This window comes from Roseicyclus salinarum (assembly GCF_029624655.1).
GTDB lineage: Bacteria > Pseudomonadota > Alphaproteobacteria > Rhodobacterales > Rhodobacteraceae > Roseibacterium > Roseibacterium salinarum.
In genome coordinates, this window is sequence record NZ_JARRSA010000007.1 from 40,862 (window position 1) to 67,354 (window position 26,493).

A 26,493-nucleotide genomic window follows, 5' to 3' on the forward strand; every position below is an offset into this window, starting at 1 on the left:
AGAAGAGGCGCGCCAGCAGATGGAAGCACACTCGCGCTATCGCTGCGAACAGGCGGAGGCACGGGGGGAACCCCTCCCGCCCAGACCCGTGGACACCCCGGCGCAATTTGCGGAGTCGCAGAAGACTGAGACCTTTCCCCTGTGGCGCGGTCTCACGGTGACCCGCAAGGGTTGACCAAAGGGGCCCCTTCCCAATCACCTCGGGGAGGGGTCTCACCTCTAGGATGCTCCGCCCACCTCGGAGGCCTCGACCGCACGAAGGGCCCGGAGCGCCACGGCGAGAAGCCCCGCCTCGCCCCCGTAGGTCTCCCCGATGTTGGGGGCCGCATGGCCGAGGACCACGTCTTGAGCCGCCTTGTCCACCCCGGCCTTCCGCATGCGGTCCTTCATGCCGTGGCGGAGGGAGTGGACCTTGTGGCGCTTGTCCGTGGTGAACCCGCGAAGGTGCTTCATGAGGGCCGCAGAGGCGGCATCCGCGCCCCTCTCGCGGGCATAGCGGGGGAACAGGAAGTCTCCCCCAGCGGCAGCCGCAAGGGCTTCCTTGGCGGCCTCCAAGGCGTCCCCGACCAAGGGCACCGAGCGGATGCTCGACAGGGTCTTGAGACGGCGGCCTTCGTGCCACTCGATCCGAAGGTGAGGCGACTCCGCGTCCAAGCGGACGTCCGACACCCGCAGCCCGGTCACCTCCCCTAGGCGGCATCCGGTCCCTTCGAGCAAGCGCCAGATCAAAAGGAGATCGCCCGCTAGCTTGATCCGCATGGCCGCGGCAACCTTCGGCGGGAGGGGGTCCACCTTCTCGCGGGCGGAGACCCGCGCCCCAGTTGCCGCCGTTGCGCCCTCAATGGGCAGCTTCTCGAACGGGTTGACCAGATCAAGGAGGCCAAGCTCCCGCGCGCCGTAGGAGATCATAGTCCGCAGGAGACCAAGCTCGCGCTTGACCGACGCCGGAGACACCCGCTCGCCCTCACTCCCTTGGCGGGACCGAGAGGCCATGTGATCGCGGACCTTGCGGGCATGCTCGCGGGTCAGGCCGACCAAGGGCGTGGACGCCGGGAGACCAGCCTCCGCGGCAAGCCGCATCACGCGCTCAAGGCGCACCATCGCGGGCCGGTGTTCCGCACTCTCACCGCCCCCAAGCCGCTCTGTGACGTAGACCTCAAGGGCATCTTCCAGTGTCAGAGCGGGTGCTGGACGCTTGCGATTGAGCAACGCCTGAGCCAACAGGAACTCTCTGCCCCTAGTAAAGTCAGGAGGCGCGGACAGCGCTTCCCACACATCCTCTTTGCTGAATGGCTCAGTATCCGGTCCTCCGTCCTCGTCCTCCCCTACGGACAAACCTTTCAGCAACTCTTCCACAATCAATTCTCTGGCCTCGTCTTCTTCAAGACCCACCGCACCCCGCGTGACCTTGCTCGCTTCTCCAAGAGTTTCTTCCCAAGCGGCCCGCGGGGTCAGCTTGCGTTTCGGCTTAGTGGCCGTGGCGACATCGCGCTCAAACTCCGCCTCGACCAAGGCGTATTGGCGGAAGAGGTCAGCATCCGACCGGGCCTTGATAACCCGCTTCCATTCGCTCTTGCCCATCGCGGCCTTGGCTGACTCGGGAACCCGACGCCGGTATTCCCAGCGACCGCCCCCCAGTTCCTTCAACCCCTTCATCGTGATCGTCACGCCCATGTTGTGGACCTCCTGTGGACCCGAATGTGGACCCGAGGAGGCAGCTAGAGGCCTGTTTTCATTGAGAATACGGAGCCCGTCAAGGTTCCTGTGGTGCCCCCAGAGAGACTCGAACTCCCGACCCTCTGATTACAAATCAGATGCTCTACCAGCTGAGCTATAGGGGCGCCGGGATCCAGATACGCGGCATGGGGGCTTCGCGCAAGACGGCAGCGGGGCGCAGGGCCGGGACGGCGGCCGGGGCGCGAGATTGCGTCGCGTCGGCGGGGCGTATAGGCTGTGCCGCGGACAGGGTTCGGGCGGGTTTCCCACTTCATGCAGGTTGTGTTCCACCTCGGCGCGCCGTGCACAGACCACGATCTGCTCCTGAAGACGCTGATCCGGAACCGCGACGTCCTGCTCGATGCGGGCGTCGCCGTGCCCGCACCGGGACGCTACCGCGCGGTCATCCGTGAGACGTCGCGCGCGCTGAAGGGGCAGCCCGCCGCGCGCGAGGTCGAGGATGCGCTTCTCGACGCCATCCTCGGGGACGCGCCGCGCCCCGACCGGCTGATCCTGTCCGACCCGCGCTTCGTGTGCATCAACCGGCTGGTGATCCAGGGGCCGCAGATCTGGCCGATGATCGACCGGCAGGCGCAACAGCTTCGCGCGCTGTTCCCCGATGCCGACGTCGAGTTCTTCATCGGGATGCGCGATCTTGCGACGCTGGTGCCGCAACTTTTCCGGGCCTCGCGCTTCTCGGACTTCGTCGAGTTCACCGAGAACATGCAGCCCCATGCCGTCGCGTGGTCGGAAATGCTGCGCCGGCTCACGCGGTCCCACCCGGACTGCCCCGTGACGGTCTGGTGCAACGAGGACACGCCGCTCGTCTGGGGCGAGGTCCTGCACGCGATCACGGCCACGGGGCCCGGGCTGGCGCTGGCGGGCAAGGACGTGCTGGTCGAGGAGATCATGGATCCCGCGGGCTTCCGGCGAATGCAGGACTACCTGCGCCAGCGTCCGCCCGCCACCGAGCTTCAGCGCCGCCGCATCGTCGCGGCCTTCCTGAGCCGCTACGCGCTGGAGGACCGCTTCGAGGAGGAGATCGTCCTGCCCGGCTGGACGGAGGAGGTCATGGAGGACCTCACCCGCGCCTATGACGAGGACATGGAGCTGGTGGCGCGCATTCCGGGCGTGCGGCTGATCACCCCCTGAGCAGACCGGGCCGCCCGCTGGCGGTTTCCGTCCCTCGCCCCCCGGCGCCCCTTCCGGTGCACCGCCCTTATGCCCGCGCGCGCCAGGAACGCGGCCGCACCCGCTGGGGCTGGCCCGGGCCGTCGCGCGGCCCCGGCCCTAGCGCATTCCAAGCGCTTCCTTGTACATCTCGAGGACCGCTTCCTCCTCGGCGATGTCGTCGGGCTCGCGCTTGCGCAGCGCGATCACCTTGCGCATGACCTTGGTGTCGTAGCCGCGCCCCTTGGCCTCGGCCATGACTTCCTTCTGCTGGTCGGCGAGGTCCTTCTTCTCGGCCTCGAGCCGCTCGTAGCGTTCGATGAACTGGCGCAGCTCGTCCGCCGTGACGCGGTAGCTGTCGGGGCGGGCGTCGGTGTCTTGCAGATCGTCCATGAAGGCGGCTCCACTGGCTTGGGATGAGGGGATCTCGAAGCCCCCCGGATAGCCCCACGGGACCCCGCCCGCAAGAGACGCGGGCGCGTTCGGCGCTTGCCTGCGCGCCAGCGATCCGCTAGCCGGAACCGGGCCGCGAGGCAGGGCCCGGACACCGTGGAGGCGCGCGCGATGGCATGGTTGGTCTTGGTCGGAACCGTGCTTGCGGTGGCGGGTCTTCTGATGCTGGGCTGGTGCATCCTGGCGGCCGTGTCGGCCAAGCGCGCGGGACTGGAAGACGACGCGCTGCGCGCGCGGCTTCAGCGCATCGTCTCGATCAACATGGGCGCGCTCCTGGTGTCGGTGATCGGCCTGATGTGCGTCGTGATCGGCGTCTTCCTGACCTGACCCGACCGCCCTCGCCCGTTCGGCCGGCGCCACTCAGACCGGGACGTCGTTGAACGGATCGTCCTCGGTGGGATCGTCGCGCAGCTCGTCGGGCAGCCGCTTCGAACGCGGTTGCGGGCCCTTCCGGTCCTCGCCCTTCGGAGACGGGCGCACCTCGGTATGCGCGCCTTCGGGGCGCTGCTCCGGCCGGTCCTCCCGGCGCTGTTCCTCGTGGTCGTCGTGCTCGTGTCTGTGCTTGCTGTCGGTCATCTTGCTGCAACTCCCTGGGTTTCGTGTCCGGACGCGTCCGAAGGCGTCGGGATCAATGGCTCCACGCGGCCTCGGCCGGGACCCTTGAGGCATCGGCCTCGGCATCGGCGCGGTCCTTCGGCGGGCCTTCCCCTCGCGCAGCGCGTGCGGCACACGGGCCGTCAGAGGGCGCGCCGCATGTCGGGTCCGCCGCCGCGGCGCCGAGCCGTCGCGCCACCTCACGGCCCGCGAATCGCGTCATCAGCAGTGCCGAGATACGCTGTTCCATCCCGGTGTCGAACCGTCGGCCGCGCATGGTGAATTCCCCCCAAGGCCGTGTCTTGCCGGACCCCGTGCGCCCGGCGGTGTCTCAGCCCGCGCAGGCGCGGCAGAATGGCGTCCACGGGATCACGTCGAGCCGTGCCTCGGTGATCTCGTTGCCGCATTTCACGCAATAGCCGTATTCGCCCTCGTCCAAGCGCTTGAGCGCGGCGCGGATGCGCACAATCTCCGTCTGGCCAGATTCGCCCAGCCGTTCGAGGACCTCGTCGGCCTCGCGCTCGACGGCGAGTTCCTCCCAGTCCTTCGACTGGTGGCTGTCGAGTTCGCTGTCGATCTCCTGCAGGCGGCGGCTGAGCGCGGCAAGGCGATCCTCGAGCTGCTCGCGGCGCTTGGCGATATCGGGCATTGGCGTTCTCCCTTGCATCCGGCACCTGCCGACAACCGTGATGGTGCGCCACGCCCGGTGCCCCGGCGCACGAGCCGGGTCATGCGCCAAGACTGCAGCCGCCGCGCGCGGGCCGCATTGACCTCGATCAACACCGCGCTGCAGCATCGCGGGGACGGCCGCGCCCGTCGCCGCCGGGCCTTTTCCTCGGCCTTCGCTTCCGGCAAGGTGCGCCTCGACTGGACATTCCCTCAGAAGGACGCGCCGCCCCATGGACCTCCGACCGATCGCCGACGGCTACAGCGTCGCCCCGCAGCTCGAGCCCGCCGACATGAAGGCGCTTGCGGACGCGGGCGTGGCCACCGTGATCTGCAACCGTCCCGACACCGAGAACCCCCCGGCCCTGCAGGCCGCCGCCATGCAGGAAGCCGCCGAAGCCGCAGGCCTCGCCTTCGTCTTCAACCCGGTCACGGGGGGAATGCTGACCGAAGCCAATGTCGAGGAGCAGTCCGAGGCGATCGAGGGCTCCGAGGGCCCGGTCGTCGCCTATTGCGCGTCCGGAAACCGCTCGACCATCGTCTGGGCGCTTGGGATGGCGGGCGAGATGCCCGTGGACGAGATCCTCGCCCGCGCGTCCTCGGGAGGCTACGACCTCGCATGGCTCCGTCCGCAGCTCGAGGCGCTCGCCGCGAAGCACGCCTGACCGGGCCCGCCATGAGCCGCCTGTCGCCCACGGCGCAGGGCATCGTAATGATGCTGACCGCGATCTTCCTGTTCTCCACGATGGACGCCCAGGCCAAGGCGCTCAGCGCGCGCTACGACGTTCTGCAGGTGCTCTGGGCGCGCTACGCGGGGATGATGGCCGTGGTCCTCGTGGTGCTGGCGCCGCGGGTCGGGCCGCTGCTGCGGACGCGGCACCTCGGCCTGCAGCTGCTGCGCTCGGGCTTCCTGTTCGCCGCGACGCTCTGCTTCTTCACCGCGCTCGGCTACATTCCGATCGGGGCGGCGACGGCGGTGATGAACGTTCACCCAGTGATCGTCACGCTCGGCGCGGCGCTGTTCCTGCGCGAGGCGCTGGGGCCGCGGCGCATCTTCGGCATCGCCGCCGCGCTGACCGGCGCGCTCATCGTGATCCGGCCGGGCGCCGAGGTGTTCACCGCCGCGGCGCTGCTGCCTCTGGGCGCGGGCATCTGTTATGCCTGCTACGCTCTGACGACGCGCTTTCTGGGGCGGGACGAGCCGATCCTGACTTCGTTTCTCTATACCGCCGTCGTGGGCAGCGTGGCGGCGACGCTCGTGGTTCCCGCGGTCTGGACCATGCCCGGTCCCGCCGACGCGGCGCTGTTCCTGACGCTGGGCGCCACGGGGGCGGCGGGCCAGTTCCTGCTGATCCGCGCGCTGACGGTCGCCGAGGCCGGCGCCGTCGCGCCCTTCGGATATGCCGGCGTGCTCTTCGCCACGCTGAACGGATATCTCTTCTTCGACGAGGCGCCCGACCGCTGGACGATCCTCGGCGCGCTTGTGATCGTGGGGGCGGGCGTCTATGTCTGGCACCGCGAAACACAGGCCCGCGCGGTGGCCGGCACGCCCCGCCCCGCGCCCTGAGCCTCCGCCCCCGCCACGGAGCCCCTGCCCCATGTCACGAAACAACCGGACAGATTGGCTGGACCGTCTGGCCGACCGGGGCTTCCGCGGCACGGTCTGGCTCATGCGGCAGCTGCCGTGGCGGGCGCGCATCCGCACGATGGGCTGGCTTTGCGTTCATGTTCTGGGGCCGCTCGCGGGTTATTCGGCGCGCGCGGACGAGAACCTCGCGCTGATCTTCCCGCAGATGGACCGCGCGACGCGCCGCCGCATCACCCGCGAGGCGCTCGACAATCTCGGCCGCACCATCATCGAGAACTACTCGCCCGAGGAGCAGTTGCGCGAGACCGCCACGCTGCAACCCTCGGGGCCCGGCTGGCCCGCCATCGAGGCCGCGCGCCGCCGGCGGCAGCCGATCATCTTCGTCTCGGCCCATTTCGGCAACTGGCAGGCCGCGCGCGCGGCGCTGAACCAGCGCGGCTACGACATCGGCGGGCTCTACCGTCCGTTCAACAACCCTTATGCCAACGAGCACTACGTCGAATCGATCGAGCGCGTCGGCGGGCGCGCCTATGCCCGCTCGCGGCGCGGCCTCGCGGCGTTTCTCCGGACGCTGAAGGACGGCGGACAGGCGGCAATGATGCTGGACCAGTTCGTGGCCGATGGCGCGATCCTCGACTTCATGGGGCAGCCCGCGCCGACCTCGCTTTCGGCCGCCGAGATGGCGCTGAAGCGCGACGCGCTTCTGGTGCCGATCTACGGCATCCGGCGCGCGGACGGGTTTTCCTTCGACATGGCGATCGAGGCGCCGATCCCGCATGGCGATCCCGCCGAGATGACGCAGGCCCTGAACGACAGCCTCGCCGCGCGCATCCACGCGACGCCGGGACAATGGTTCTGGATGCATCGCCGCTGGAAGCCCGAGCGGCTGGAACGACGCCGCGCGCGCGAGGCCCGCGCGACGGCGCGCAAGGGCGGCGCCTAGCTCATTCGAGGCGCGCGGCGCCAAGGATGGCGCCGTGCCCCGCCTGCTGCACGATGACGACATGGGGCATGTCGCTGCCCGCCGTGACCTCTGCCGCGAAGGGGCGCCGGCCGTCCCACTCGGCCACCACGCGCCAGTCGCGCACCACGTTGTAGTAGTCGGCGCTGCGGCCCGCGTTCTCGCCGCGTGCGATCTCGACCGCCTCGTGCGGGGAATAGGCGACCAGTTGCACGATCATCTGCGGCGCGGCCCCGTCGGCGATCCAGCGCGCCTCGATGGCGTAGGCGGGAGGCTCGCCGTCGACGCTCACGGCGATGCGCACCGGATCGGGCGCGGCGCGATGCGCCGCGATCAGGTCGGCAAGCTGCATCGCGCGCGCGCCCATCACGCGGTCCGCGCCGCCGACGATGATCTGCGGCGTGTAGACGACGGTCGAGCCAGCCGCGCGACCATAGCCGTACTGCCGGTCTGTGAAGGCCGCCTGCGAGAAGGTGTCGGCCCAGCCGAGGTAGTTCCAGTAATCGACGTGCAGAGACAGGCCGATCACGTCGTCGCGCTGCACCAGTTCGGCCATCATCTCGTCGGCCGGGGGACAGGCGGAACAGCCCTGGCTGGTGAACAGCTCGACCACGACCGGGGCATCGGCGCCGCCCGCCGTCTCCTGCGCGCCCGACTGGGCCGCAGCGCCGCATGCCATGCCGAAAGCCGCCAACGCGAGAAGTCGGTTCATCGCCTGTAACCCCTGCTTGTCATCCCGTCTTCACTTAGAGCCCAGCCGGCCTCCACGCCAATCAAGCCTTTGCGATAGGCCGTGACAATGTCGCGCCGGGCGGCGTCCAGATCACAGCCAGCGCCGCGTCCGCGCAAGGTATTCCTGCGCCTCGACGCCGAAAAGCCGTCTCAGCGCCGCCTCCTCGGGCCCGATGAAGCGTGTCTGGAGAACCTTGAAGAAGGCGAAGGGCAGGATGACGGGCGCGAGCGAGCCGAGGCGCAGGACGTAGCCCACGAGAAACAGCAGCAGACCGAGGTAGATCGGGTTCCGGCTGATCCTGTATGGCCCCTCCACGATCAGGGCCGAGGGCGTGTGGTGCGGTTCGATCGTGGTCTTCTTGCGCCAGAACCAGACCGCCGACCAACCCACCAGCGCCAGCGCGCACAGCATCAGGAGCCCGCCGAGCGCGGCGTATGCAGGACCGAACATGGCCACCAGCGGCATCCCCCGGTCGATGACGAAGGCCAGCGCCATGAAGCCCGCCAGCCAGACCGGCGGCAGGTCGGGAAACCCCTTCAGCGGGCCGTCGAGAAGCCGGCGGATCATGCCCCCACCCGCCCGGACGCCCGCGAATAGCGCAGCGACATGCACGACAGCCCGCCGTCCAGAAGCGCGGCCTGCGTGGTCGCAAGCTCGACCACCTCGTAGCCCGCCGCGTCGAGCGTCGCGGCGGTGCGCGGGTGCCCGGCGCTCAGGAAGACCGGTGCGTTGAAGCGGATCGCGTTCGCGGACGCCTCCTCGCCCTCGGCGGTCTCGATCACGCGGTAGCCCGCGAAGCAGCCCGTCGCGGCGAGCCGGGGCGTGGCCAGCACCGTGGCCGGATCGAGCAGGCTCGATTCCGTCTTGAAGTGCAGGATCTCGGGCGGCGTCTCGACCAGCCGCAACCGATAGCCGAGATCCTCCACCAGGGGCGCCAGCGCGGCGATGCCCTCGCGGTCCGTGCGCGCCGAAAGACCGATCATCACCTCGGTGTCCGAACACAGGATGTCGCCGCCGTCGACATGGCCGCGCGGAAGCTCCACGACCCCGTCGCAATGGCGTTCCAGCGCCGGGCGCAGCGCCGCCGCCTCGCCCGCGCGGCTCGGCGCGCCGGGCCGCAGGACGATCGCGGTTCCGTTCAGGATCAGGGCCGGGTCCTCGACGAAGACACTGTCGGGGAAGTCCTCGAGCGCATCCAGCACGACGACGCGCGCGCCCGTGGCGCGGAGTGCGGCGACGTAGGCCTCGTGCTCGGCGCGGAACGCCGCCACGTCGGGCGCGCCCCTGTCCTCGGCGCGCAGCCCGTCCACCACGCTGGCGGCCGGCGCGCGGCAGAGCGCGTGGGTGAAGGTGGTCGAGCGGCCCGTGGTCGTCACAGCCTGTATCCTCCGCTGACGGTCAGGACCTGACCGGTGATGAAACCGGCATCCCCGGACAGAAGGAACGCCACGGCCCCCGCGACGTCCGACGGGCGTCCCATGCGGCCCAGCGGCGTCTCCTCCACCACCGTCTCGACGATCTCCGCCGGACGCGGCGCCTCCGCCGTCTCGATCAGGCCCGGCGCGACGGCGTTCACCCGGATCCCGAGCGGCCCGAGTTCCCGCGCGAAGGCCGCGGTGGCGGCATCGATCCCGCCCTTCGTCGCGGCATAGAGCGCGGCCCCCACCGGCGGGCGGATGGCGTTGAGCGACGAGATGTTCACGATGGCTCCGCCCGCGCCCATCGCGCCGCGCATCCGGTCCATCAGCGCGACGGGCGCGGTCAGGTTCACCTCGACCATGTCGCGATGCGCCTGCGTCAGCCCGCCCTCCGGCCCCTGCCGCATCCCCGCGGCGTTGTTCACGAGCGCGTCGATGCGGCCCTCGCGGGCCAGCACGTCATCGACGAGCGCGTCCGCCGCACCCGGTCGCGACAGGTCGCTGGCGACCGCGCGCCCGCCGATCTCGCGGGCCAGCGCCTCGGCCGCGTCCATCCGGCTCAGCGCCGTCACGACGACGCGCCAGCCGTCGCCGGCCAGACGCCGCGCGACCGCCGCCCCGATCCCGCCCCCTGCGCCGGTCACGACGGCCACCTTCATGCCGCCCTCCCCCTCGCTTCACCCAGGCGCAAAGGCAAGAAGGGCCGGCGTGAAACCGGCCCCTCCCTGTCGGTCCCGATGTCCGCGCCGGGCGTCACTCCGCCGCGACGGGCGATTGCGCAAGGTTGCGCAGCACGTAGTGCAGGACGCCGCCATGCTCGATGTACTCGATCTCGACGGCCGTATCGATCCGGCACTTCAGCGTGATCGTCTTCTCGGTGCCGTCGCCATAGGTGATCGTCGCCGGGACCTCGGCCAGCGGGGTCACGCTGTCGAGCCCGTGGATCGACACCGTCTCGTCGCCCTTCAGGCCCAGCGTCTTGCGCGTGTCGCCGCCGGTGAACTCGAACGGGATCACGCCCATCCCCACCAGGTTCGAGCGGTGGATGCGCTCGAAGCTCTCGGCGATGACCGCCTTCACGCCCAGAAGGTTCGTGCCCTTCGCCGCCCAGTCGCGCGAGGAGCCCGCACCATACTGCTCGCCGCCGAACACGACGAGCGGCACGCCCGCCTCCTGGTAGGCCATGGCAGCGTCGTAGATCGCCGCCTGCTGCCCGTCGGGGCCCAGCGTGTAGCCGCCCTCGACCCCGTCCAGCATCTCGTTGCGGATACGGATGTTGGCGAAGGTGCCGCGCATCATGATCTCGTGGTTGCCGCGCCGCGAGCCGTAGGAGTTGAACTCGCGCGGGGCGACCTGCCGCTCGGTCAGGTACTTGCCCGCCGGCGTCGTCTCCTTGAAGGACCCTGCCGGGCTGATGTGGTCGGTCGTGATCATGTCGCCGAGGATCGCCAGCACCCGCGCGCCCTCAATGTTCGAGATCGTGCCGGGCTCGGCATCCATGCCCCGGAAGTAGGGCGGGTTCTGGATGTAGGTCGATGTCGCGGGCCAGTCGTAGGTCTCGGCCTGCGGCACCTCCACGCCCTGCCACTTCTCGTCGCCCTTGAAGACGTCGGCGTATTTCGCCTGGAACGCCTCGCGGGTCACGGTCGCCTCGACCAGTTCGGCGACCTCCTGCGCGGTCGGCCAGATGTCCTTCAGGTACACGTCCCGGCCATCCGGCGTCTGCGCCAGCGGCTCGTTGGCGATGTCGATGTTCATGTCGCCGGCCAGCGCGTAGGCCACGACCAGCGGCGGCGAGGCGAGGTAGTTCGCCCGCACGTCGGGGCTGATCCGGCCCTCGAAGTTGCGGTTGCCCGACAGCACGCTGGTGGCGATCAGGTCGTTGTCTGCGATCGCCTTGGAGATCTCGGGCTGCAGCGGGCCGGAGTTGCCGATGCAGGTGGTGCAGCCGTAGCCCACCAGGTTGAAGCCGATCGCGTCGAGATCGTCCTGCAGTTCGGCCGCCTCGAGATAGGCCGACACGACCTGGGAGCCGGGCGCGAGCGAGGTCTTGACCCAGGGCTTGCGCGTCAGGCCGAGCGCGCGCGCCTTGCGCGCCACAAGGCCCGCGCCGATCATGACGTAAGGGTTGGAGGTGTTGGTGCAGGACGTGATCGAGGCGATCACGACCGATCCGTCGCGGAGTTCATAATCCTCTCCCTCGACGCTGGCGGTCCTGCGCGGGTCGATCAGCGCGTCGGGCGCCGGGCCCTCGGCGGCCATGTCCGTGGCGCGCAGGCTTTCGTCCGCGCCGCGGAACTCAGAGACCACGTCGAAGAAGGCCGATGCGGCCTTGTCGAGCGGCGTGTAGTCCTGCGGGCGCTTGGGGCCCGAGATGGCGGGCACGATCGTGCCCATGTCGAGGCTCAGCGTGTCGGTGTAGACCGGCGCGTAATCCGCCCCCCGCCAGAAGCCGTTCTCCTTGGCGTAGGCCTCGACCAGCGCGAGCGTCTCCTCCGACCGGCCGGTGTTGCGCAGGTAGCGCAGCGTTTCGCCGTCGATGGGGAAGAAGCCGCAGGTCGCGCCGTATTCGGGCGCCATGTTTGCGATGGTGGCGCGGTCCGCCAGCGGCAGGTTGTCGAGGCCCGATCCGTAAAATTCCACGAACTTGCCGACGACGCCCTTGGCGCGCAGCATCTCGACCACCTTCAGGACGAGGTCGGTGCCCGTCGTCCCCTCCATCATCGCGCCGGTCAGCTCGAAGCCCACGACCTCCGGGATCAGCATCGAGATCGGCTGGCCCAGCATCGCGGCCTCTGCCTCGATGCCGCCCACGCCCCAGCCCAGGACGGCCGCGCCGTTGACCATGGTCGTGTGGCTGTCGGTGCCCACCAGCGTGTCGGGATAGGCCACCATCTCGCCGGCCTGGTCCACGTCGGACCAAACGGTCTTGGCGAGATACTCGAGGTTCACCTGGTGGCAGATGCCGGTTCCGGGCGGCACGACACGGAAGTTGTCGAAGGCAGACTGGCCCCACTTGAGGAACGTGTAGCGCTCCATGTTGCGCTCGTATTCGCGGTCCACGTTCATCTGGAAGGCGCGCGGGTTGCCGAACTCGTCGATCATCACCGAGTGGTCGATGACGAGGTCGACGGGGTTGAGCGGGTTGATCTTCTGCGGATCGCCGCCCAGCGCCTTGATCCCGTCGCGCATCGCGGCGAGGTCGACGACCGCCGGCACGCCGGTGAAGTCCTGCATCAGGACGCGCGCGGGCCGGTAGGCGATCTCGCGCGGGTTCCTTCCGCCCGTCTCGGCCCAGTCGGAGAACGCCCTGATGTCTTCGACCGACACCGTCTTGCCGTCCTCGAAACGCAGCATGTTCTCCAGCACCACCTTCAGCGCGGCGGGCAGCTTCGAGAAGTCGCCGAGGCCCGCGGCCTCCGCGGCGGCGATCGAGTAGTAGGCGTAGGTCTTGTCACCGACCTTCAGCGTCTTGCGGGTCTTCGCGGTATCGTGGCCGACGGTAATGGGCATGGATGCCTCCCTTCATGCAGGCGCGGGCTGCGTCTTGTCGCGGGGTAACTCTCGCGTCTCAACTGCCACCGGCCCGGATTTCGATCAAGAGCGGACAGGCGGGGTGCGACACTTTTTGTATGCAACGGCATACTAAACTGCAAGGGCCGGCCCGCCGGCCGCTGCGCAATCGCTTTCCCTCGGACGCGCGATGGGCTACCGCATGGGCCGTGATGCTGCTCGACGTGACCGATCTTTCCTGCGTCCGGGGCTCGGCGCAAGTCCTCGCCGGGGTGGGCTTTCGCGTGACCGCGGGCGAGGCCCTGATCATCCGTGGGCCCAACGGCGCGGGCAAGACCACGCTTCTCAGGACGCTGGCGGGCCTGACGCCGCCGCTTGCGGGCCGCATCGACTGCGCACCCGAGGCGATCGCCTATGCCGGCCACGCCGACGGCCTGAAGGCGCAGCTCACCGTCGAGGAGAACCTGCGCTTCTGGGCCGGCGCCTTCGCCACCCACGGCATCGACCGCGCGGTGGAGGCCTTCGAACTCGCCCCCCTGATCGAGCGCCGCGCGGGCGAGATGTCGGCGGGGCAGAAACGGCGCCTGTCGCTCGCCCGCCTTCTCGTGACGGGGCGGCCCGTCTGGTGCCTGGACGAGCCGACCGTGTCGCTCGACGCGCAGAACGTCGCCCGCTTCGCGCGCGCCGTCGAGGCGCACCTCGCCGAGGGCGGCGGCGCCGTGATCGCGACCCATATCGACCTCGGGCTGCCCAACGCGCGGGCGCTCGACGTGACGCCCTTCGTGTCCAAGCGCCTGCGCGCCGACGACCCCTTCGGCGGCGCCCCCTTCGCCGGGGGGCGTGCCTGATGTCGGGGCTCCTGCGGCGCGACCTCGCGCTCGCGATCCGCGCGGGCGGCGGCTTCGGCCTCAGCCTCGCCTTCTTCCTCATCTTCGCCACCCTCGTCCCTTTCGGCGTCGGCCCCCGGACGATGGTGCTCGAGACGATCGCCCCCGGCATCCTGTGGCTCGGCGCGCTGCTGGCCTGCCTGCTGTCGCTCGACCGGATCTTCCAGCTCGACTGGGAGGACGGGACGCTCGACCTTCTCGCCACCGCGCCGGTCCCGCTCGAGGGCGTCGCCGCGATCAAGGCGCTCGGCCACTGGATCACCACGGGCCTGCCCCTCGTCCTCGTCTCCCCGGTCCTCGGCCTTCTTCTGAACCTGCCCCCGTCGGGCTACGCCTGGCTCGTGGCCTCGCTCGCGCTCGGCACGCCCGCGCTGAGCGCCATCGGCACCTTCGGCGCGGCGCTCACGGTGGGCATCAAGCGCGGCGGCCTGCTCCTGTCGCTCCTCGTCCTGCCGCTCTACGTCCCGACGCTGATCTTCGGCGCGCTCGCCGTCGTGCGGGGAGCGGAGGGACAGGACGCCACGACGCCGCTCCTGCTGCTCGCGGGCATCACGCTCGGCAGCCTCGCCATCCTGCCCTTCGCCGCCGCCGCCGCGCTGCGCGTCAACCTGCGATAGACCCGCGCGCATCCCGCCTTCGGCGCGCGCACCACGCGCGCCCCCGATCCCCGCCCCCGCCTTCATCTTTCTCCAAATACGCAACGCCACGCCCTCCGCCCCGCACAGGCGCCGCCGATCCCTCCCGCCCCTCCGCGTCAATCTGCGCGATCCCGCCCGCTTGAGGGCGCCCCCGTCCCGCCGTAGAACGTCCGCCATGGCATCGCTCTGGGAATACGCGAACCCGCGCAAGTTCATGTCCGTCTCCGGGGCATTGCTCCCGTGGATCTGGGGCATCGCCGTGGTCTGCCTCGCGGGCGGGCTCGTCTGGGGCTTCTTCTTCACGCCTGACGACTTCCGGCAGGGCTCGACGGTCAAGATCATCTACGTCCACGTCCCCTCCGCCATCATGGCGGTGAACGCGTGGTTCATGATGCTCGTGACCTCGCTCATCTGGCTGATCCGCCGCCACCACGTCTCAGCGCTCGCCGCCAAGGCCGCCGCGCCCGTGGGCATGGTGTTCACGCTGATCGCGCTTCTGACCGGCGCCATATGGGGCCAGCCGATGTGGGGGACGTGGTGGGAATGGGACCCGAGGCTGACCTCGTTCCTGATCCTGTTCCTGTTCTACCTCGGCTACATCGCGCTCTGGGAGGCGGTCGAGAACCCGGACGCGGCGGCCGACCTGACATCGGTCCTGTGCCTCGTGGGCTCCGTCTTCGCGGTGATCTCGCGCTATGCGCTCGTGTTCTGGAACCAGGGCCTGCACCAGGGCGCGACCCTGTCGCTCGACGCCGAGCAGAACATCGCCGACGTGTTCTGGTATCCGCTGGTGATCTCGCTCGCGGGCTTCGGCTTCCTGTTTCTCGCGCTGGTCCTGTTCCGCACCCGGACCGAGATCCGCGCCCGCCGCCTCAAGGCGCTGATCGCGCAGGAAAGGATGGCCTGATGCCCGATCTCGGACGCTACGCCGTGGAGGTCCTGTCGGCCTACGCCGCCTCGATCGCGCTTCTTGCCGTGATCGTGATCGCCTCGGTCTGGAAGGCGCGCCGCGTCCTGCGCAAGCTGGCATCGGTGGAAGAGCGGCGCGGAAAATCCTCATGAAGTTCAACTGGCTGATGGTGCTGCCGCTGATCCTGTTCCTCGGGGTCGCGGGAATCTGGTTCTGGCAGCTGCAGAACAACCAGTTCGCCCAGCAGCAGGGCGTGGACACCACCGCCCTGCCCTCCGCGCAACAGGGTCGTGCCGCGCCCGGCCTCGACCTCGAGCCGCTCGCCGACAACACGCTCCTGACCCGCGACATGCTGGAGGGACACGGCCTCGTCGCCGTCAACTTCTTCGCCAGCTGGTGCCCGCCCTGCCGGGCCGAGCATCCCGTCCTGACGGCGCTGGCCGAACAGGGGCTGCCGCTTTACGGCGTGAACTACAACGACCGCGTGTCCCAGGCGCTCGGCTTTCTCGACGAGCTGGGCAACCCGTACGACGCCATCGGCCGCGACGACCGCGCGGGCAACGGGCTGAACTGGGGCATCGTGGCGATGCCCGAGACCTTCTTCATCGACGACGCGGGCATCGTCGTCCTGCATTTCCGCGGCCCGGTGACGCGCCGCGCGATCGAGAACCAGATCGCGCCGCGGCTGGCCGAGGCCGGACATGCCCTGCCCGAGCTGCCGCCCCTGACCGAATGATGCCCCTTTCCGCAGCCGGCGCGCCGCGATAGATCCGGGCGCAGGCAAGGAACGGGACGCTCCATGGACAATCTCAAGGGCATGGGCTGGATGACGCTGGCCATGCTGGCCTTCGCGCTGACGGACATGGTCATCGTGATCCTGTCGCGCGAAATGCCGGTGGGGCAGATCCTGTTCCTGTTCGGCCTCGGAGGCGCGCTCGTCTTCGGCTTCATCGCACGGCTCTACGGCCATGTCTGGCTGTCGCCGATCCTGCTGACGCGTCCCGTCATGCTGCGCAACCTCGCCGAGGCCTTCGCCACGGCAAGCTTCGTGGCCGCGCTCGCGCTTATCCCGCTGTCGACGCTCAGCGCGATGATCCAGGCCAATCCGCTTCTGGTGACGCTGGGCGCAGCGCTGTTTCTCGGCGAGAAGGTGGGATGGCGCCGCTGGGTGGCGATCTCCATCGGACTTCTCGGCGTTCTCGTCATCATCCGACCCGGCACGGCGGCCTTCGACCCGTCGATCCTGCTGGCCGTCCTCGCCGTCATCGGCCTCAGCCTGCGCGACCTGGCCACGCGGCCCGTGCCCCGCAGCGTGCCGACGACGCTTCTGGCGAGCTACAGCTTCGCCGCCGTCGCGCTTACGGGCGTGGGCATCATGGCCGTCACCGGCACCTTCGGCCTGCCCCGGACGGAGCTCTGGTTCGTGACCGCGGGCGCGGTCGCCTTCGGGCTCGTGGCCTACTTCTCCATCACCGCCGCGATGCGGGTGGGCGACATCTCGGCGGTCACGCCGTTCCGCTACTCCCGCCTCGTCTTCGCGCTGATCATCGCCATCGTGGTCTTCGACGAGAACCCCGACGCCGCGACCCTGATCGGCGCCGGCATCGTGATCGCCACCGGGCTCTACACCTTCTGGCGCGAGGCGCAGATCCGCCGGGCGAACGCGGCCTGACGCCTTTTCTTGCCGCCCGCCCTCGTCTAGGAACGTCTCGACAGACAGCACCGCGAGGGACAAGGCCACATGAGCAGCATCATCGACATCCACGCCCGCGAGATCCTCGACAGCCGGGGCAACCCGACGGTCGAGGTCGACGTCACGCTGGAGGACGGGACCATGGGCCGCGCCGCCGTGCCCTCGGGCGCGTCGACCGGCGTGCACGAGGCGGTCGAGAAGCGCGACGGCGACAAGAACCGATACATGGGCAAGGGCGTCCGCGAGGCGGTGGCGAGCGTGAATGGCGAGCTGGCCGAGGCGCTGATCGGCTTCGACGCCGCCGAGCAGGAGGCGCTGGACGCCACAATGATCGAGCTCGACGGCACCGACAACAAGGGCCGTCTCGGTGCGAACGCCATCCTCGGCGTCAGCCTCGCGGTCGCCAAGGCCGCCGCGGAATTCACGACGCAGCCCCTTTTCCGCTACGTCGGCGGCACCGCGGCGCATGTCTTGCCCGTGCCGATGATGAACATCATCAATGGCGGCGAGCACGCCGACAACCCCATCGACATCCAGGAATTCATGATCATGCCCGTGGGCGCCGAGAGCATCTCGGAGGCGGTGCGCATCGGATCGGAAGTGTTCCACACCCTCAAGAAGGAGCTTTCGGCGGCCGGCCTGTCGACAGGCATCGGCGACGAGGGCGGCTTCGCGCCCAACCTCTCCTCGACCCGCGACGCGCTCGACTTCATCCTGCGCTCGATCGAGAAGGCGGGCTACACCCCAGGCGACGACGTCATGCTCGCGCTCGACTGCGCCGCGACGGAATACTTCAAGGACGGCCGCTATGTCATGGCGGGCGAAGGAAAGACGCTCTCCTCCGAGGAAAACGTCGCCTATCTCGGGGCGCTGGTGAACGACTACCCGATCCTCTCGATCGAGGACGGCTGCTCGGAGGACGACTGGGAGGGCTGGGCCATGCTGACCGAGGCGCTCGGGGACCGGGTGCAGCTGGTGGGAGACGACCTCTTCGTGACCAACCCCGCCCGCCTGCGCATGGGCATCGAGCGGAATTGCGGCAACTCCCTTCTGGTGAAGGTCAACCAGATCGGAACGCTGTCGGAAACGCTTGCCGCCGTGAACCTCGCGCATCGCAACAAGATGACCTGCGTGATGTCCCACCGCTCGGGCGAGACCGAGGACACGACCATCGCCGACCTTGCGGTGGCGACGAATTGTGGGCAGATCAAGACCGGCTCGCTCGCGCGATCGGACCGGCTGGCGAAATACAACCAGCTCATCCGCATAGAGGAGATGCTGGGCGAGACCGCGCATTACGCGGGCCGCTCGATCCTGAGGGGCTGATGAGCCTTCGCATCGTCGAGCCGCGGGGGGAGGCCGAGATGGCCGCCTTCCGCGCGCTCAACTGGGACTATCGCGCGTTTCTCCTGTCGCTGCCGGCGCCCGACGACGCGGCGGTCCTCGCGGCCTATCCCGAGGAGAAATACCGCGCCGTCCTCGACGCCGCCGGGACTGCGAACCGCCCGCCGCGGGGCATGATGCGCCTCGTCCTCGACGGCGACCGGCCCGTGGGCTGCGGCACGATCCAGACGTTCGCCCCCGGCGATGCCGAGATCAAGCGCGTCTTCATCGCCCCGGCCGCACGGGGCAAGGGCGCGGGCCGCCGCCTCGTGGAGCAGCTCGTCGCCGATTGCCGGGAACTCAGCTTCCGGCGGATCCTGATGGACACCGGCCGCGGCCTGACGGCGGCGCAGGCGCTCTATGACGCGATGGGGTTCGTGCGCCGGGGGCCCTATCACGACGCGCCAGAGGACATCGCCCGCCTTCTGGTCTTCTACGAAATGGCGCTCGACTGACACGGCTCCCCGTGCCACCGTCCGCGGCATGGTCAAGGCTCTCATCTTCGACGTTTTCGGCACCTGCGTGGACTGGCGCGGCTCGGTCGCGCGCGAAGTCGCCGCCGTGCTGCCGGGCGTGGACGCCACCGCCTTCGCCGTCGCATGGCGGGCGGAATACGACCCCGCAATGGCGCGCGTCCGCGAGGGCGGGCGGGGCTATGTGCCGCTCGACGTGCTGCATCTCGAGAACCTGCGCCGCGTGGCCGAGGCCTTCGGCGTGACCGCCCCCGATACCCTGAACGCGGCGTGGGAGCGGCTGGACCCCTGGCCCGACGTGGTTCCGGGACTGAGGGCGCTCAAGGCCGGTCGCATCGTCGCGCCCTGCTCGAACGGATCCATCGCGCTGATGACGCGGCTGGCGAAATACGGCGCCCTGCCGTGGGACTGCATCCTCGGCGCCGAGATCGCGCGCGACTACAAGCCCAAGCCGGCGGTCTATCTGGCGGCCTGCGCCGCGCTTCGCCTCGCGCCCGGCGAGGTGATGATGGTCGCGGCCCACAACGACGACCTCGCGGCGGCGCGGGCCGCGGGCCTCGCCACCGCCTTCGTCCCGAGGCGCGCGGAACATGGCCCCGGACAGACCACCGACCTTGCGCCTACCGCCGACTGGGACGTGGTCGCGGAGGATTTCCGCGATCTCGCCCGGCGCCTCGCCCCTTGACGCCGCGGACGGTTTGACAGCCTTGCGCGGCGCGGGAATGATGCGAGGCCGGAGGGCCGATCGATGAGCCTCGAGATCATGGCAGTCCTGGTCGTGGGCGGCATCGCGGCCGTCGCGGCCCTGCTTCAGCTTCTGGGATATTCCACGGCCGAGCCCTTCACCGTCGAGACCGCGCGCCGTGCCTGGACCCGTCAGGAGCCCGAGATCCAGCCCCTGAGGACGCATCTGTCGCGCGACGCCATGGCCGCCCTGATCGAGACCGACAGGGGGCCGGGGATCGTCTGGCGCATGGGTGCGGACCCCGCCGTTCACAAGCTCGACGGGGCGCGCGCCGTCACGACGCGGACGGGCCTGCGCATCGTGCTGAACGACTTCGCCGCGCCCGCGGTCCGCGTGAGCCTGACGCCCGAGGCCGCCGCGCTGTGGCGCGCGGCGATCGACCCGGCGCGCGGCGCCACCAAAGCCGCGACAGCGCCCGCCAGCGAAGGGGAGCCGCACGCCGCATGACCGAGGTGCCTAGCTATCCCGACGTGGTCCGGCTTGCCGTTCCCTTCTTCATCGCGGCGATCCTCGCCGAGCTTCTCTGGATCCACCTCGCCAGGCGCGGCGGCCGCTACGAGACGCGCGACGCCGTGACGTCGCTCGTGATGGGGGCGGGCAACGTGGCCTCGGGCATCGTGCTCGGGTTCGTGGCGTGGGGCTTCTTCATGACGCTCTGGGCGTTGACGCCGCTCGACCTGGGCACCTCGGTCTGGGTCGTGGCCCTGTGCTTCGTCCTCGACGACCTGCGCTACTACTGGGTGCACCGCTTCGGGCACCGCATCCGCTGGGTCTGGGCGAGCCATGTGAACCACCACTCTTCCCAGCACTACAACCTGACGACCGCGCTGCGGCAGACCTGGACGGGGACGTTCACCTTCATGATGGTCGTCCGCGCGCCCCTGATCCTTCTGGGCTTCCATCCCGCCATGGTCCTGTTCTGCGGTGGCCTGAACCTTCTCTACCAGTTCTGGATCCACACCGAGGCCATCGGCCGGATGCCGCGCTGGATCGAGGCGGTCATGAACACGCCCAGCCATCACCGCGTCCATCACGGGCGCAACGCGCGCTATCTCGACGCCAACTACGCCGGCGTCTTCATCGTGTGGGACAGGCTTTTCGGCACCTTCGTCCCCGAGCGCGACGACGAGCGGCCCGATTACGGGCTGGTGCAGAACATCGGCACGTTCAACCCGCTGCGGGTCGCCTTCCACGAATGGGTCGCCCTCGTGCGGGACGTCGCCCGCCCCGGCCTCACGCTGCGCGAGCGGCTGATGTATGCCTTCGCGCCGCCGGGCTGGAGCCATGACGGCTCGCGGCTGACCTCGGCCGAGATCAAGGCGCGCGACCTCGCCCTGTCCGACGTGGGTGCGCCCCGCGCCCCGCTCGCCCCGAAGGAGCCCGCCCAATGACGCCCCAGACGACCGCCGACGCGATCATCGAGACCCTCGGCCTGACGCCCCATCCCGAAGGCGGGCACTACCGGCAGACCTGGGCCGCCGCAGCCGAGGGGCGGCCCACGGCGACCTGCATCTACTTCCTCCTGAAGGCCGGCTAGGCGAGCCACTGGCACCGCGTGGACGCGGACGAGATCTGGCTCTGGCACGCCGGCGCGCCGCTGGTACTGTCCATCGCGGAGGCGGACGCGGGCCCCGCGCGCGACCACTTCCTGACCCCCGACCTCGGCCGCGGCCGCCCCCAGATCGTGGTGCCGAAGGACCACTGGCAGGCGGCACGCACCACGGGCGCCTTCACGCTGGTCTCCTGCACCGTGTCTCCGGGGTTCCGGTTCGAGGGGTTCGAACTGGCGCCGCCGGCCTTCGACATTCCCCGCACCGGCTGACGGCGGACCCGGCCGCCCGAGGCCCCGGCGAGCGGCAGGGCCATGCCGCCCGGCCCGCGAGCGGAGACGGGATCGATCACCACACGTGATCGCGTCCATTCCGATTTGCCTGTCGCGGCCCCCCGCGCGATCGGATACGCCCAATCCATGAGTGCCACCGCAGACCACGACGCCGCACCGGCGATCCGCACCTCCGGGGACACGCCCGCGGGCTTCGGCTTCGCGGTCTCGGCCTATGTGCTGTGGGGCGGCCTGCCCCTCTACATGAAGGCGATCGAGCACATCCCGGCGGTCGAGATCATCGCGCACCGCATCCTGTGGTCGGTGCCGGTGGCGGGGCTGGTGCTGGTTGCGCTCGGCCGCACCGCGGATCTGGGCCGCGCACTGCGCGATCCGCGCATGGTCGGCATGGCCGCGCTGACGGCTGCGATGATCAGCCTGAACTGGGGCGTCTACGTCTGGGCGATCGCCAACGACCACACGCTCGACGCGGCGCTCGGATATTACATCAACCCGCTGTTCTCGGTCGCGCTCGGCGCGATCGTCCTGCGCGAGAAGCTGTCGGCGGCGCAGTGGTCGGCGGTCGGCCTCGCGGTCGTGGCCGTGGCGATCCTGACGGTCGCGGCGGGCAAGCTTCCATGGGTCGCGCTGGTCCTCATGACGTCCTTCGGGATCTACGGCTACCTGCGCAAGACGCTGCCCATCGGCCCGAACCAGGGCTTCCTGCTCGAGGTGCTGCTGCTCTCGCCCTTCGCGGCGCTCTACATGGTCTGGCTGGGGCCCGAGGGGCATTTCCTGACCACGGGGGCGCCGGACACGTTGCTGCTTCTGGGCTGCGGCGTGGTCACGGCGATCCCGCTGATCCTCTATGCCAACGGCGCGAAAGGCCTGAAGCTCTCGACCATCGGCATCCTGCAATACATCGCACCCACGCTGATCTTCCTGGTGGCCGTCTTCGTCTTCGGCGAGCCCTTCGGACCGGCGCGCGCCGTCGCCTTCCCGCTGATCTGGCTGGCGCTGGTGATCTACACCGTCTCGATGGTGCGCACCGCCCGCGCGGCGCGCGCGGCCTAGGGAAGCGACCGCCGCCCGCCGCCCACGGGCGCGGCCACGCCCGTCGTGCCCGGCGCGCTTGTCGGCATCCCGTTCATCACCCGCGCCGCGAGATAGCCGAAGGCCTGCGCCTCGAGGAAATCTCCGTCCAGACCCACGGTCTCGACGGCGTGAACCGGGCATTTCAGCGCGGCGCGCAGGCCCGACATCATCGCGGCGTTCTTCCGGCCGCCCCCGGTGACGAGGACCTGGGCGGGCGGCTCGGGCAGATGCGCCATCCCGCGCGCCACGGCGGCGACGGCGATGGCCACGAGCGTGGCCACCGCGTCGGCGTCGGGAAGCGGGGCGAGCACGTCGAAGAGATCGGCGAAATCGTTCCGGTCGAGCGACTTCGGCGGCATCCTCGCGAAGTAGCGCGCGCCGAGGGCGGCCTGCACGATGTCGCGCTCCACGCGGCCCGCCTTCGCAAGCGCCCCACCCGCGTCGTAGTCGCCGAGCCCGCGGGCGCGCATCACGTCGTCGATGGGCGCGTTCGCGGGCCCGGTGTCGAAGGCGACGCAGGCGCCGGGCGCCTCGGGCGCCTCGGCGGCGGGGTCGGTCCACGTCAGGTTGCCGACACCCCCGAGGTTGAGGAAGGCCACCGGCCCGCCCGCGCCGATCCGCCGCGCGCAGGCCCAGTGGTAGAACGGCGCGAGCGGCGCGCCCTGCCCGCCCATCTCCATGTCGGTCGAGCGGAAGTCCCAGATGACCTGGCATCGCGTCGCCGCCGCCAGCCGCGCGCCATCCCCGGCCTGGTGCGTGCGCCGCTCGCCGGGGTCATGCGCCAGCGTCTGACCGTGGAAGCCGATGGCGTCGATGCCCTCCAGCCCCTCGCAGACCTGCGCGTGCGCAGCCTCGACGACGCGCGCGGCCGCCTCGGCGCGCCGATCGCCGGGCCACGTCCCCAGCGCCTCGCGGATCGTCGCGCGCTCGTCCGCCGAATAGGCGCGGTAGCGCGTCTCGCCAAGGTCGAGGATCTCGCGGCCGTCGGTCTCGATCACGGCGAGGTCGATCCCGTCCAGGGAGGTGCCGGACATCGTGCCCGCGATACGAAGCCTTGCGGCCCTGTCGTTGCCCTTCCCCTTCATGCCCCCGCCCGCTATAGCGCCCACGAGCCGAAGAATGGACGCGACGCGCATGACCTACCAGCCCAAATCCGACTTTCTCCGCGTGATGATCGAGCGTGGTTTCCTCGCCGACTGCACCGACATGCAGAGCTTCGACGAAGCCCTCATGGCGGGAATCGTGCCGGGCTACATCGGCTTCGACGCAACGGCGAAGTCGCTGCATGTCGGAAGCCTGATCCAGATCATGACGCTGCGCTGGCTGCAGAAGACGGGCCACAAGCCCATCACCCTGATGGGCGGCGGCACGACGAAGGTGGGCGACCCGTCCTTCCGCGCCGACGAGCGGCCGCTGCTGACCCCCGCGCAGATCAACGACAACATCGCCGGCATCAAGACGGTCTTCGCCAAGTATCTCGACTACGGGGAGGAAGGCGCCGGGGCGCTGATGCTCGACAACGCCGAGTGGCTCGACGAGCTGAATTACCTTGAATTCCTGCGCGACATCGGGCGGCACTTCTCGGTCAACCGGATGCTGTCCTTCGAAAGCGTGAAGTCGCGCCTCGACCGCGAGCAGAGCCTGAGCTTCCTCGAATTCAACTACATGATCCTGCAGGCCTACGATTTCCTCGAGCTGAACCGCCGCTACGGCTGCCTCGCGCAATTCGGCGGCTCGGACCAGTGGGGCAACATCGTGAATGGCGTGGACCTCACGCGGCGGGTGCTCGATCACGAGGTCTTCGGCCTGACCACGCCGCTTCTGACGACGTCGGACGGGCGGAAGATGGGCAAGTCGGCACAGGGGGCGATCTGGCTGAACGGCGACCTGCTCAGCCCCTACGAATTCTGGCAATTCTGGCGCAACACGACAGATGCCGACGTGGGCCGGTTCCTGAAGCTCTACACCGAGCTGCCCGTGGACGAGTGCGAGCGCCTCGGCGCGCTCGGCGGGGCGGAGATCAACGAGGCCAAAGTGGTGCTCGCCAACGAGGTCACCGCGCTCTGCCACGGGCGCGAGGCGGCCGAGACGGCCGAGGCCACGGCGCGCGAGGTCTTCGAGCGCGGCGGCGCGGGCGAGGACCTCCCGACGCTGGCGCTGGCGGCGGAGGAGGTCGGCGACGGCATCTCCATCGTGCAGCTCATCACCCGGTCGGGCCTCGCGAAGTCGGGCAAGGAGGCCAAGCGCCTCATCGCCGATGGCGGCGCGCGGATGAACGACGAGGCCCTGACCGATGCCGGCCTGATCGTGACGCCGTCCGACATGGCCGAGCCGATCAAGCTGAGCGCCGGACGCAAACGCCATGCGCTGGTCGTGCTGGAGCACCCGACACCGCGTTAACCGCAATTTCAGCGACGTCGGGCAAGGTGGGGTCATGGATGGCTCCACCTTCTTTCCCGCGCTTGGCGCCCTGCCCGACCGGCCGGCGGACACGCTGCCGCTCCAGCAGACCGTGACGTGGCTGCGGGCCTTGCGCCTGCTCGGCGCGGATGTCCGGCCGCTTCAGGGAACCGGCCTCGCCGGCCATGCGGTCATGCGCCGCCTGCCCCTGTTGGGCGACGTGGCGATGATCTCTCGCGGGGCCGGCGGCCTCAACGCGGGACAGGCCCGCGGGCTGCGCGACGCGCTTGGCGCGCGCCACCTCGTCGTGCACGCCGACACGCCCGAGGATGGCCTCGCGCTGCGACGGGCCGGGTTCCGCCGGATCGCCGCGCCGCGCCTCGCGGCCTCGCTCGCCATCGCCGCGCCCCCCGCACAACTTGCCGCAAGGATGGAGGGCAAATGGCGCAACCGGCTGCGCCACGGGTCCCGGCAGGGACTTGTCGTGCGACGCCGCCCGCTTCCGGCCGACCCGCGGCACTGGATCTTCGATACCGAGGCGCGGGCCGCGCGGCGGCTGCGCTACATGCCCCTTCCGCCGCAGGTGATCGCCGCGTTCTGCGCCGCCGACCATGGCGGAGGGCAGCTTTTCGTCGTCATGCGCGGGGCCGAGCGGCTCGCCGCGATGCTGTTCCTGCGCCACGGCGCGGGTGCGACCTACCAGATCGGCTGGATCTCGGACGCGGGACGGCGCGCCTCGGCCGGCAACCTGTGCCTGTGGCGCGCGATGCTTGAACTGCGCGAGCTTGGCGTGACCCGGATCGACCTCGGCGCGGCGGACGCCCGCTGCGCGCCGGGCCTCGCCCGTTTCAAGACGGGCGCGGGCGGCATCGTTCGTCCCATGGGCGGAAGCTGGCTCGACACGGCTTGCCTGCCCCGCGCACGGCCCCTGGCGGCGGCATCGCCCGTGGCCCCCGAGGCTGCGCTGACGCTTCTGCGGTAGGGGAAGACACGGCGCGCCGATCCCAGGGGGGGCAAAGGCCGCGATGGCCCTGCGCAGGCCTTGGCGGGGCTTGGGCGAACCTGCCGGAACGCCGGCCCGTCTGCGTGACCCGAGCCCCAGATGCTTGCCGACCGGGTTCGGCGACGGCGGAGCCGAACGCCCTGTCTGGCCGGCGAGTGACCTGAGCCGCGTCGCGGCGGCGGCGACGGCCCGCATGCGCGCTGGCAGGGCGCGCCACGTCATGATCCGTCGCAGAACCCGTGCCCGGCACGCCGGTAGAGCGGAAAGTGCGATCCGCATCGACCTGCACGCCACCAGCCGCGCCGCCTGAAAGCTGCGGCGCCTGAGCCACGTCGGGGCGCGCCGATAGGCATGGCTCGGGACAACAGGTCGGCCCGCATGTCGGAGGACGCCCACGCGGAAGGAGGAGGCGCTTGTCCCCGTTGCGGACGAAACACTTGCCCGAATGGCCGGTACGCGGAGGGCCTCGGGACTTTCAGGCGCCGCCCGCCCCCGCGTGGCAAGACCTCCGCGCCGCTCGGGCCCCTCCGGAGCGGCGGCCAAACGCACCTTCCGGCCAAGGAGACGCCCGCGCCGGCGCGGAAGGCGCGATGCCTGCCGGATGCCCCGCGCGCCTGCGACAGGCCCGCTCG

29 protein-coding genes, 1 tRNA gene and 1 pseudogene are annotated in these 26,493 nt (G+C 70.1%); 20 read left to right on the forward strand and 11 right to left on the reverse strand.

The window, feature by feature from the left end; genetic code table 11:
- Positions 1 to 219: 219 nt before the first annotated feature.
- The gene (locus tag P6F26_RS06210) at positions 220 to 1,674 is read right to left on the reverse strand and encodes a site-specific integrase (RefSeq protein WP_278027792.1); all 1,455 of its coding nucleotides are present in this window, start codon (positions 1,672 to 1,674) and stop codon (positions 220 to 222) included.
- A 91-nt stretch (positions 1,675 to 1,765) separates the two neighbouring features.
- A tRNA-Thr gene (locus P6F26_RS06215) sits at positions 1,766 to 1,841 on the reverse strand.
- A 148-nt stretch (positions 1,842 to 1,989) separates the two neighbouring features.
- On the opposite strand from P6F26_RS06215, the gene P6F26_RS06220 reads away from it, so the two are divergent.
- Positions 1,990 to 2,868 carry a hypothetical protein gene (locus tag P6F26_RS06220; RefSeq protein ID WP_278027793.1) on the forward strand — a complete coding sequence of 293 codons (879 nt, stop codon included), beginning with the start codon at positions 1,990 to 1,992 and terminating at the stop codon, positions 2,866 to 2,868.
- A gap of 138 nt (positions 2,869 to 3,006) precedes the next feature.
- On the opposite strand, the gene P6F26_RS06225 is transcribed toward P6F26_RS06220, so the two are convergent.
- Positions 3,007 to 3,279, reverse strand: coding sequence for a DUF2312 domain-containing protein (locus tag P6F26_RS06225; protein ID WP_278027794.1), 273 nt, complete (start codon positions 3,277 to 3,279; stop codon positions 3,007 to 3,009).
- Between the two features lie 171 nt (positions 3,280 to 3,450).
- Between P6F26_RS06225 and P6F26_RS06230 the strand changes: the two genes are divergently transcribed.
- Positions 3,451 to 3,666, forward strand: coding sequence for a hypothetical protein (locus P6F26_RS06230; protein WP_278027795.1), 216 nt, complete (start codon positions 3,451 to 3,453; stop codon positions 3,664 to 3,666).
- 33 nt (positions 3,667 to 3,699) lie between these two features.
- Here P6F26_RS06230 and P6F26_RS06235 read toward each other — a convergent pair whose 3' ends face one another.
- On the reverse strand, positions 3,700 to 3,915 hold the full coding sequence (locus tag P6F26_RS06235) for a hypothetical protein (protein ID WP_278027796.1): 216 nt from the start codon (positions 3,913 to 3,915) through the stop codon (positions 3,700 to 3,702).
- Between the two features lie 349 nt (positions 3,916 to 4,264).
- On the reverse strand, positions 4,265 to 4,582 hold the full coding sequence (locus P6F26_RS06240; protein ID WP_278027797.1) for a TraR/DksA family transcriptional regulator: 318 nt from the start codon (positions 4,580 to 4,582) through the stop codon (positions 4,265 to 4,267).
- Between the two features lie 250 nt (positions 4,583 to 4,832).
- On the opposite strand from P6F26_RS06240, the gene P6F26_RS06245 reads away from it, so the two are divergent.
- Genes P6F26_RS06245 through P6F26_RS06255 form a run of 3 tightly spaced genes read left to right on the forward strand, consistent with a single transcriptional unit; the run spans position 4,833 to position 7,130 of the window.
- Positions 4,833 to 5,264, forward strand: a complete 432-nt coding sequence (locus P6F26_RS06245) for a protein tyrosine phosphatase family protein (RefSeq protein ID WP_278027798.1) — start codon at positions 4,833 to 4,835, stop codon at positions 5,262 to 5,264.
- A gap of 11 nt (positions 5,265 to 5,275) precedes the next feature.
- Positions 5,276 to 6,166: a DMT family transporter gene (locus P6F26_RS06250; RefSeq protein ID WP_278027799.1), complete on the forward strand. Its 891-nt coding sequence runs from the start codon at positions 5,276 to 5,278 to the stop codon at positions 6,164 to 6,166.
- Between the two features lie 31 nt (positions 6,167 to 6,197).
- Entirely contained in the window at positions 6,198 to 7,130 is a 933-nt protein-coding gene (locus tag P6F26_RS06255; protein ID WP_278027800.1) for a lysophospholipid acyltransferase family protein, read from the forward strand.
- Position 7,131: 1 nt separating this feature from the next.
- On the opposite strand, the gene P6F26_RS06260 is transcribed toward P6F26_RS06255, so the two are convergent.
- The 5 genes from P6F26_RS06260 to acnA form a co-directional block, all read right to left on the reverse strand.
- Positions 7,132 to 7,860 carry a DUF1223 domain-containing protein gene (locus tag P6F26_RS06260; protein WP_278027801.1) on the reverse strand — a complete coding sequence of 243 codons (729 nt, stop codon included), beginning with the start codon at positions 7,858 to 7,860 and terminating at the stop codon, positions 7,132 to 7,134.
- A 111-nt stretch (positions 7,861 to 7,971) separates the two neighbouring features.
- Positions 7,972 to 8,448 (reverse strand): methyltransferase family protein, encoded by a 477-nt coding sequence (locus P6F26_RS06265; protein WP_278027802.1) that lies wholly within the window; start codon positions 8,446 to 8,448, stop codon positions 7,972 to 7,974.
- Positions 8,445 to 9,257, reverse strand: a complete 813-nt coding sequence (locus P6F26_RS06270; protein ID WP_278027803.1) for a dimethylarginine dimethylaminohydrolase family protein — start codon at positions 9,255 to 9,257, stop codon at positions 8,445 to 8,447. Before P6F26_RS06270 ends, P6F26_RS06265 begins: the two co-directional genes overlap by 4 nt.
- Positions 9,254 to 9,958, reverse strand: coding sequence for an SDR family NAD(P)-dependent oxidoreductase (locus P6F26_RS06275; protein WP_278027804.1), 705 nt, complete (start codon positions 9,956 to 9,958; stop codon positions 9,254 to 9,256). Before P6F26_RS06275 ends, P6F26_RS06270 begins: the two co-directional genes overlap by 4 nt.
- A gap of 94 nt (positions 9,959 to 10,052) precedes the next feature.
- A complete protein-coding gene (gene acnA, locus P6F26_RS06280) occupies positions 10,053 to 12,812 on the reverse strand; it encodes an aconitate hydratase AcnA (RefSeq protein ID WP_278027805.1) in 2,760 nt (919 codons plus the stop codon).
- Between the two features lie 212 nt (positions 12,813 to 13,024).
- On the opposite strand from acnA, the gene ccmA reads away from it, so the two are divergent.
- From ccmA to rarD, 13 genes and pseudogenes are all read left to right on the forward strand, one after another.
- The gene (gene ccmA / locus P6F26_RS06285) at positions 13,025 to 13,660 is read left to right on the forward strand and encodes a heme ABC exporter ATP-binding protein CcmA (protein WP_278027806.1); all 636 of its coding nucleotides are present in this window, start codon (positions 13,025 to 13,027) and stop codon (positions 13,658 to 13,660) included.
- Complete coding sequence (ccmB, locus tag P6F26_RS06290; protein ID WP_278027807.1) at positions 13,660 to 14,316, forward strand: heme exporter protein CcmB; 657 nt, start codon at positions 13,660 to 13,662, stop codon at positions 14,314 to 14,316. The genes ccmA and ccmB overlap by 1 nt, the downstream gene beginning before the upstream one ends.
- Positions 14,317 to 14,512: 196 nt before the next feature.
- Entirely contained in the window at positions 14,513 to 15,244 is a 732-nt protein-coding gene (locus tag P6F26_RS06295) for a heme ABC transporter permease (protein ID WP_278027808.1), read from the forward strand.
- Positions 15,241 to 15,399: a heme exporter protein CcmD gene (gene ccmD, locus P6F26_RS06300; RefSeq protein WP_278027929.1), complete on the forward strand. Its 159-nt coding sequence runs from the start codon at positions 15,241 to 15,243 to the stop codon at positions 15,397 to 15,399. Before P6F26_RS06295 ends, ccmD begins: the two co-directional genes overlap by 4 nt.
- Complete coding sequence (locus P6F26_RS06305; protein WP_278027809.1) at positions 15,396 to 15,983, forward strand: DsbE family thiol:disulfide interchange protein; 588 nt, start codon at positions 15,396 to 15,398, stop codon at positions 15,981 to 15,983. The genes ccmD and P6F26_RS06305 overlap by 4 nt, the downstream gene beginning before the upstream one ends.
- 63 nt (positions 15,984 to 16,046) lie before the next feature.
- Positions 16,047 to 16,919, forward strand: coding sequence for a DMT family transporter (locus tag P6F26_RS06310; protein WP_278027810.1), 873 nt, complete (start codon positions 16,047 to 16,049; stop codon positions 16,917 to 16,919).
- Positions 16,920 to 16,988: 69 nt separating this feature from the next.
- Complete coding sequence (gene eno / locus P6F26_RS06315) at positions 16,989 to 18,266, forward strand: phosphopyruvate hydratase (protein ID WP_278027811.1); 1,278 nt, start codon at positions 16,989 to 16,991, stop codon at positions 18,264 to 18,266.
- Positions 18,266 to 18,778, forward strand: a complete 513-nt coding sequence (locus P6F26_RS06320; RefSeq protein ID WP_278027812.1) for a GNAT family N-acetyltransferase — start codon at positions 18,266 to 18,268, stop codon at positions 18,776 to 18,778. The genes eno and P6F26_RS06320 overlap by 1 nt, the downstream gene beginning before the upstream one ends.
- 28 nt (positions 18,779 to 18,806) lie before the next feature.
- Positions 18,807 to 19,481: a haloacid dehalogenase type II gene (locus P6F26_RS06325; RefSeq protein WP_278027813.1), complete on the forward strand. Its 675-nt coding sequence runs from the start codon at positions 18,807 to 18,809 to the stop codon at positions 19,479 to 19,481.
- A gap of 63 nt (positions 19,482 to 19,544) precedes the next feature.
- A complete protein-coding gene (locus P6F26_RS06330) occupies positions 19,545 to 19,988 on the forward strand; it encodes a hypothetical protein (protein WP_278027814.1) in 444 nt (147 codons plus the stop codon).
- Positions 19,985 to 20,932, forward strand: coding sequence for a sterol desaturase family protein (locus P6F26_RS06335; protein ID WP_278027815.1), 948 nt, complete (start codon positions 19,985 to 19,987; stop codon positions 20,930 to 20,932). Before P6F26_RS06330 ends, P6F26_RS06335 begins: the two co-directional genes overlap by 4 nt.
- Positions 20,929 to 21,363: pseudogene (locus P6F26_RS06340) on the forward strand (cupin domain-containing protein). The gene P6F26_RS06335 and the pseudogene P6F26_RS06340 overlap by 4 nt, the downstream one beginning before the upstream one ends.
- A 147-nt stretch (positions 21,364 to 21,510) precedes the next feature.
- On the forward strand, positions 21,511 to 22,437 hold the full coding sequence (gene rarD / locus P6F26_RS06345) for an EamA family transporter RarD (protein ID WP_278027816.1): 927 nt from the start codon (positions 21,511 to 21,513) through the stop codon (positions 22,435 to 22,437).
- Here the strand turns inward: rarD and P6F26_RS06350 are convergent.
- A complete protein-coding gene (locus tag P6F26_RS06350; RefSeq protein ID WP_278027817.1) occupies positions 22,434 to 23,543 on the reverse strand; it encodes an anhydro-N-acetylmuramic acid kinase in 1,110 nt (369 codons plus the stop codon). The two genes, rarD and P6F26_RS06350, sit on opposite strands and share 4 nt — an antisense overlap.
- A gap of 49 nt (positions 23,544 to 23,592) precedes the next feature.
- On the opposite strand from P6F26_RS06350, the gene tyrS reads away from it, so the two are divergent.
- Together tyrS and P6F26_RS06360 are read left to right on the forward strand one after the other, a co-directional pair.
- A complete protein-coding gene (tyrS, locus tag P6F26_RS06355) occupies positions 23,593 to 24,858 on the forward strand; it encodes a tyrosine--tRNA ligase (RefSeq protein ID WP_278027930.1) in 1,266 nt (421 codons plus the stop codon).
- Positions 24,859 to 24,892: 34 nt separating this feature from the next.
- Positions 24,893 to 25,840, forward strand: coding sequence for a GNAT family N-acetyltransferase (locus P6F26_RS06360; protein ID WP_278027818.1), 948 nt, complete (start codon positions 24,893 to 24,895; stop codon positions 25,838 to 25,840).
- Positions 25,841 to 26,493 lie beyond the last annotated feature (653 nt).

What these genes read in the sequence shown, in the direction of transcription:
- P6F26_RS06235 (WP_278027796.1), bottom strand. Translation starts at nt 3,915, where the DNA reads ATGACCGACAGCAAGCACAGACACGAGCACGACGACCACGAGGAACAG.
- P6F26_RS06250 (WP_278027799.1), top strand. Translation starts at nt 5,276, where the DNA reads ATGAGCCGCCTGTCGCCCACGGCGCAGGGCATCGTAATGATGCTGACC.
- P6F26_RS06240 (WP_278027797.1), bottom strand. Translation starts at nt 4,582, where the DNA reads ATGCCCGATATCGCCAAGCGCCGCGAGCAGCTCGAGGATCGCCTTGCC.
- P6F26_RS06260 (WP_278027801.1), bottom strand. Translation starts at nt 7,860, where the DNA reads ATGAACCGACTTCTCGCGTTGGCGGCTTTCGGCATGGCATGCGGCGCT.
- P6F26_RS06320 (WP_278027812.1), top strand. Translation starts at nt 18,266, where the DNA reads ATGAGCCTTCGCATCGTCGAGCCGCGGGGGGAGGCCGAGATGGCCGCC.
- P6F26_RS06330 (WP_278027814.1), top strand. Translation starts at nt 19,545, where the DNA reads ATGAGCCTCGAGATCATGGCAGTCCTGGTCGTGGGCGGCATCGCGGCC.
- P6F26_RS06275 (WP_278027804.1), bottom strand. Translation starts at nt 9,958, where the DNA reads ATGAAGGTGGCCGTCGTGACCGGCGCAGGGGGCGGGATCGGGGCGGCG.
- P6F26_RS06220 (WP_278027793.1), top strand. Translation starts at nt 1,990, where the DNA reads ATGCAGGTTGTGTTCCACCTCGGCGCGCCGTGCACAGACCACGATCTG.
- ccmA (WP_278027806.1), top strand. Translation starts at nt 13,025, where the DNA reads ATGCTGCTCGACGTGACCGATCTTTCCTGCGTCCGGGGCTCGGCGCAA.
- P6F26_RS06225 (WP_278027794.1), bottom strand. Translation starts at nt 3,279, where the DNA reads ATGGACGATCTGCAAGACACCGACGCCCGCCCCGACAGCTACCGCGTC.
- eno (WP_278027811.1), top strand. Translation starts at nt 16,989, where the DNA reads ATGAGCAGCATCATCGACATCCACGCCCGCGAGATCCTCGACAGCCGG.
- P6F26_RS06210 (WP_278027792.1), bottom strand. Translation starts at nt 1,674, where the DNA reads ATGGGCGTGACGATCACGATGAAGGGGTTGAAGGAACTGGGGGGCGGT.
- P6F26_RS06325 (WP_278027813.1), top strand. Translation starts at nt 18,807, where the DNA reads ATGGTCAAGGCTCTCATCTTCGACGTTTTCGGCACCTGCGTGGACTGG.
- P6F26_RS06245 (WP_278027798.1), top strand. Translation starts at nt 4,833, where the DNA reads ATGGACCTCCGACCGATCGCCGACGGCTACAGCGTCGCCCCGCAGCTC.
- P6F26_RS06310 (WP_278027810.1), top strand. Translation starts at nt 16,047, where the DNA reads ATGGACAATCTCAAGGGCATGGGCTGGATGACGCTGGCCATGCTGGCC.
- P6F26_RS06335 (WP_278027815.1), top strand. Translation starts at nt 19,985, where the DNA reads ATGACCGAGGTGCCTAGCTATCCCGACGTGGTCCGGCTTGCCGTTCCC.
- P6F26_RS06350 (WP_278027817.1), bottom strand. Translation starts at nt 23,543, where the DNA reads ATGAAGGGGAAGGGCAACGACAGGGCCGCAAGGCTTCGTATCGCGGGC.
- rarD (WP_278027816.1), top strand. Translation starts at nt 21,511, where the DNA reads ATGAGTGCCACCGCAGACCACGACGCCGCACCGGCGATCCGCACCTCC.
- P6F26_RS06360 (WP_278027818.1), top strand. Translation starts at nt 24,893, where the DNA reads ATGGATGGCTCCACCTTCTTTCCCGCGCTTGGCGCCCTGCCCGACCGG.
- P6F26_RS06265 (WP_278027802.1), bottom strand. Translation starts at nt 8,448, where the DNA reads ATGATCCGCCGGCTTCTCGACGGCCCGCTGAAGGGGTTTCCCGACCTG.
- P6F26_RS06255 (WP_278027800.1), top strand. Translation starts at nt 6,198, where the DNA reads ATGTCACGAAACAACCGGACAGATTGGCTGGACCGTCTGGCCGACCGG.
- P6F26_RS06230 (WP_278027795.1), top strand. Translation starts at nt 3,451, where the DNA reads ATGGCATGGTTGGTCTTGGTCGGAACCGTGCTTGCGGTGGCGGGTCTT.
- tyrS (WP_278027930.1), top strand. Translation starts at nt 23,593, where the DNA reads ATGACCTACCAGCCCAAATCCGACTTTCTCCGCGTGATGATCGAGCGT.
- acnA (WP_278027805.1), bottom strand. Translation starts at nt 12,812, where the DNA reads ATGCCCATTACCGTCGGCCACGATACCGCGAAGACCCGCAAGACGCTG.
- P6F26_RS06305 (WP_278027809.1), top strand. Translation starts at nt 15,396, where the DNA reads ATGAAGTTCAACTGGCTGATGGTGCTGCCGCTGATCCTGTTCCTCGGG.
- ccmB (WP_278027807.1), top strand. Translation starts at nt 13,660, where the DNA reads ATGTCGGGGCTCCTGCGGCGCGACCTCGCGCTCGCGATCCGCGCGGGC.
- P6F26_RS06295 (WP_278027808.1), top strand. Translation starts at nt 14,513, where the DNA reads ATGGCATCGCTCTGGGAATACGCGAACCCGCGCAAGTTCATGTCCGTC.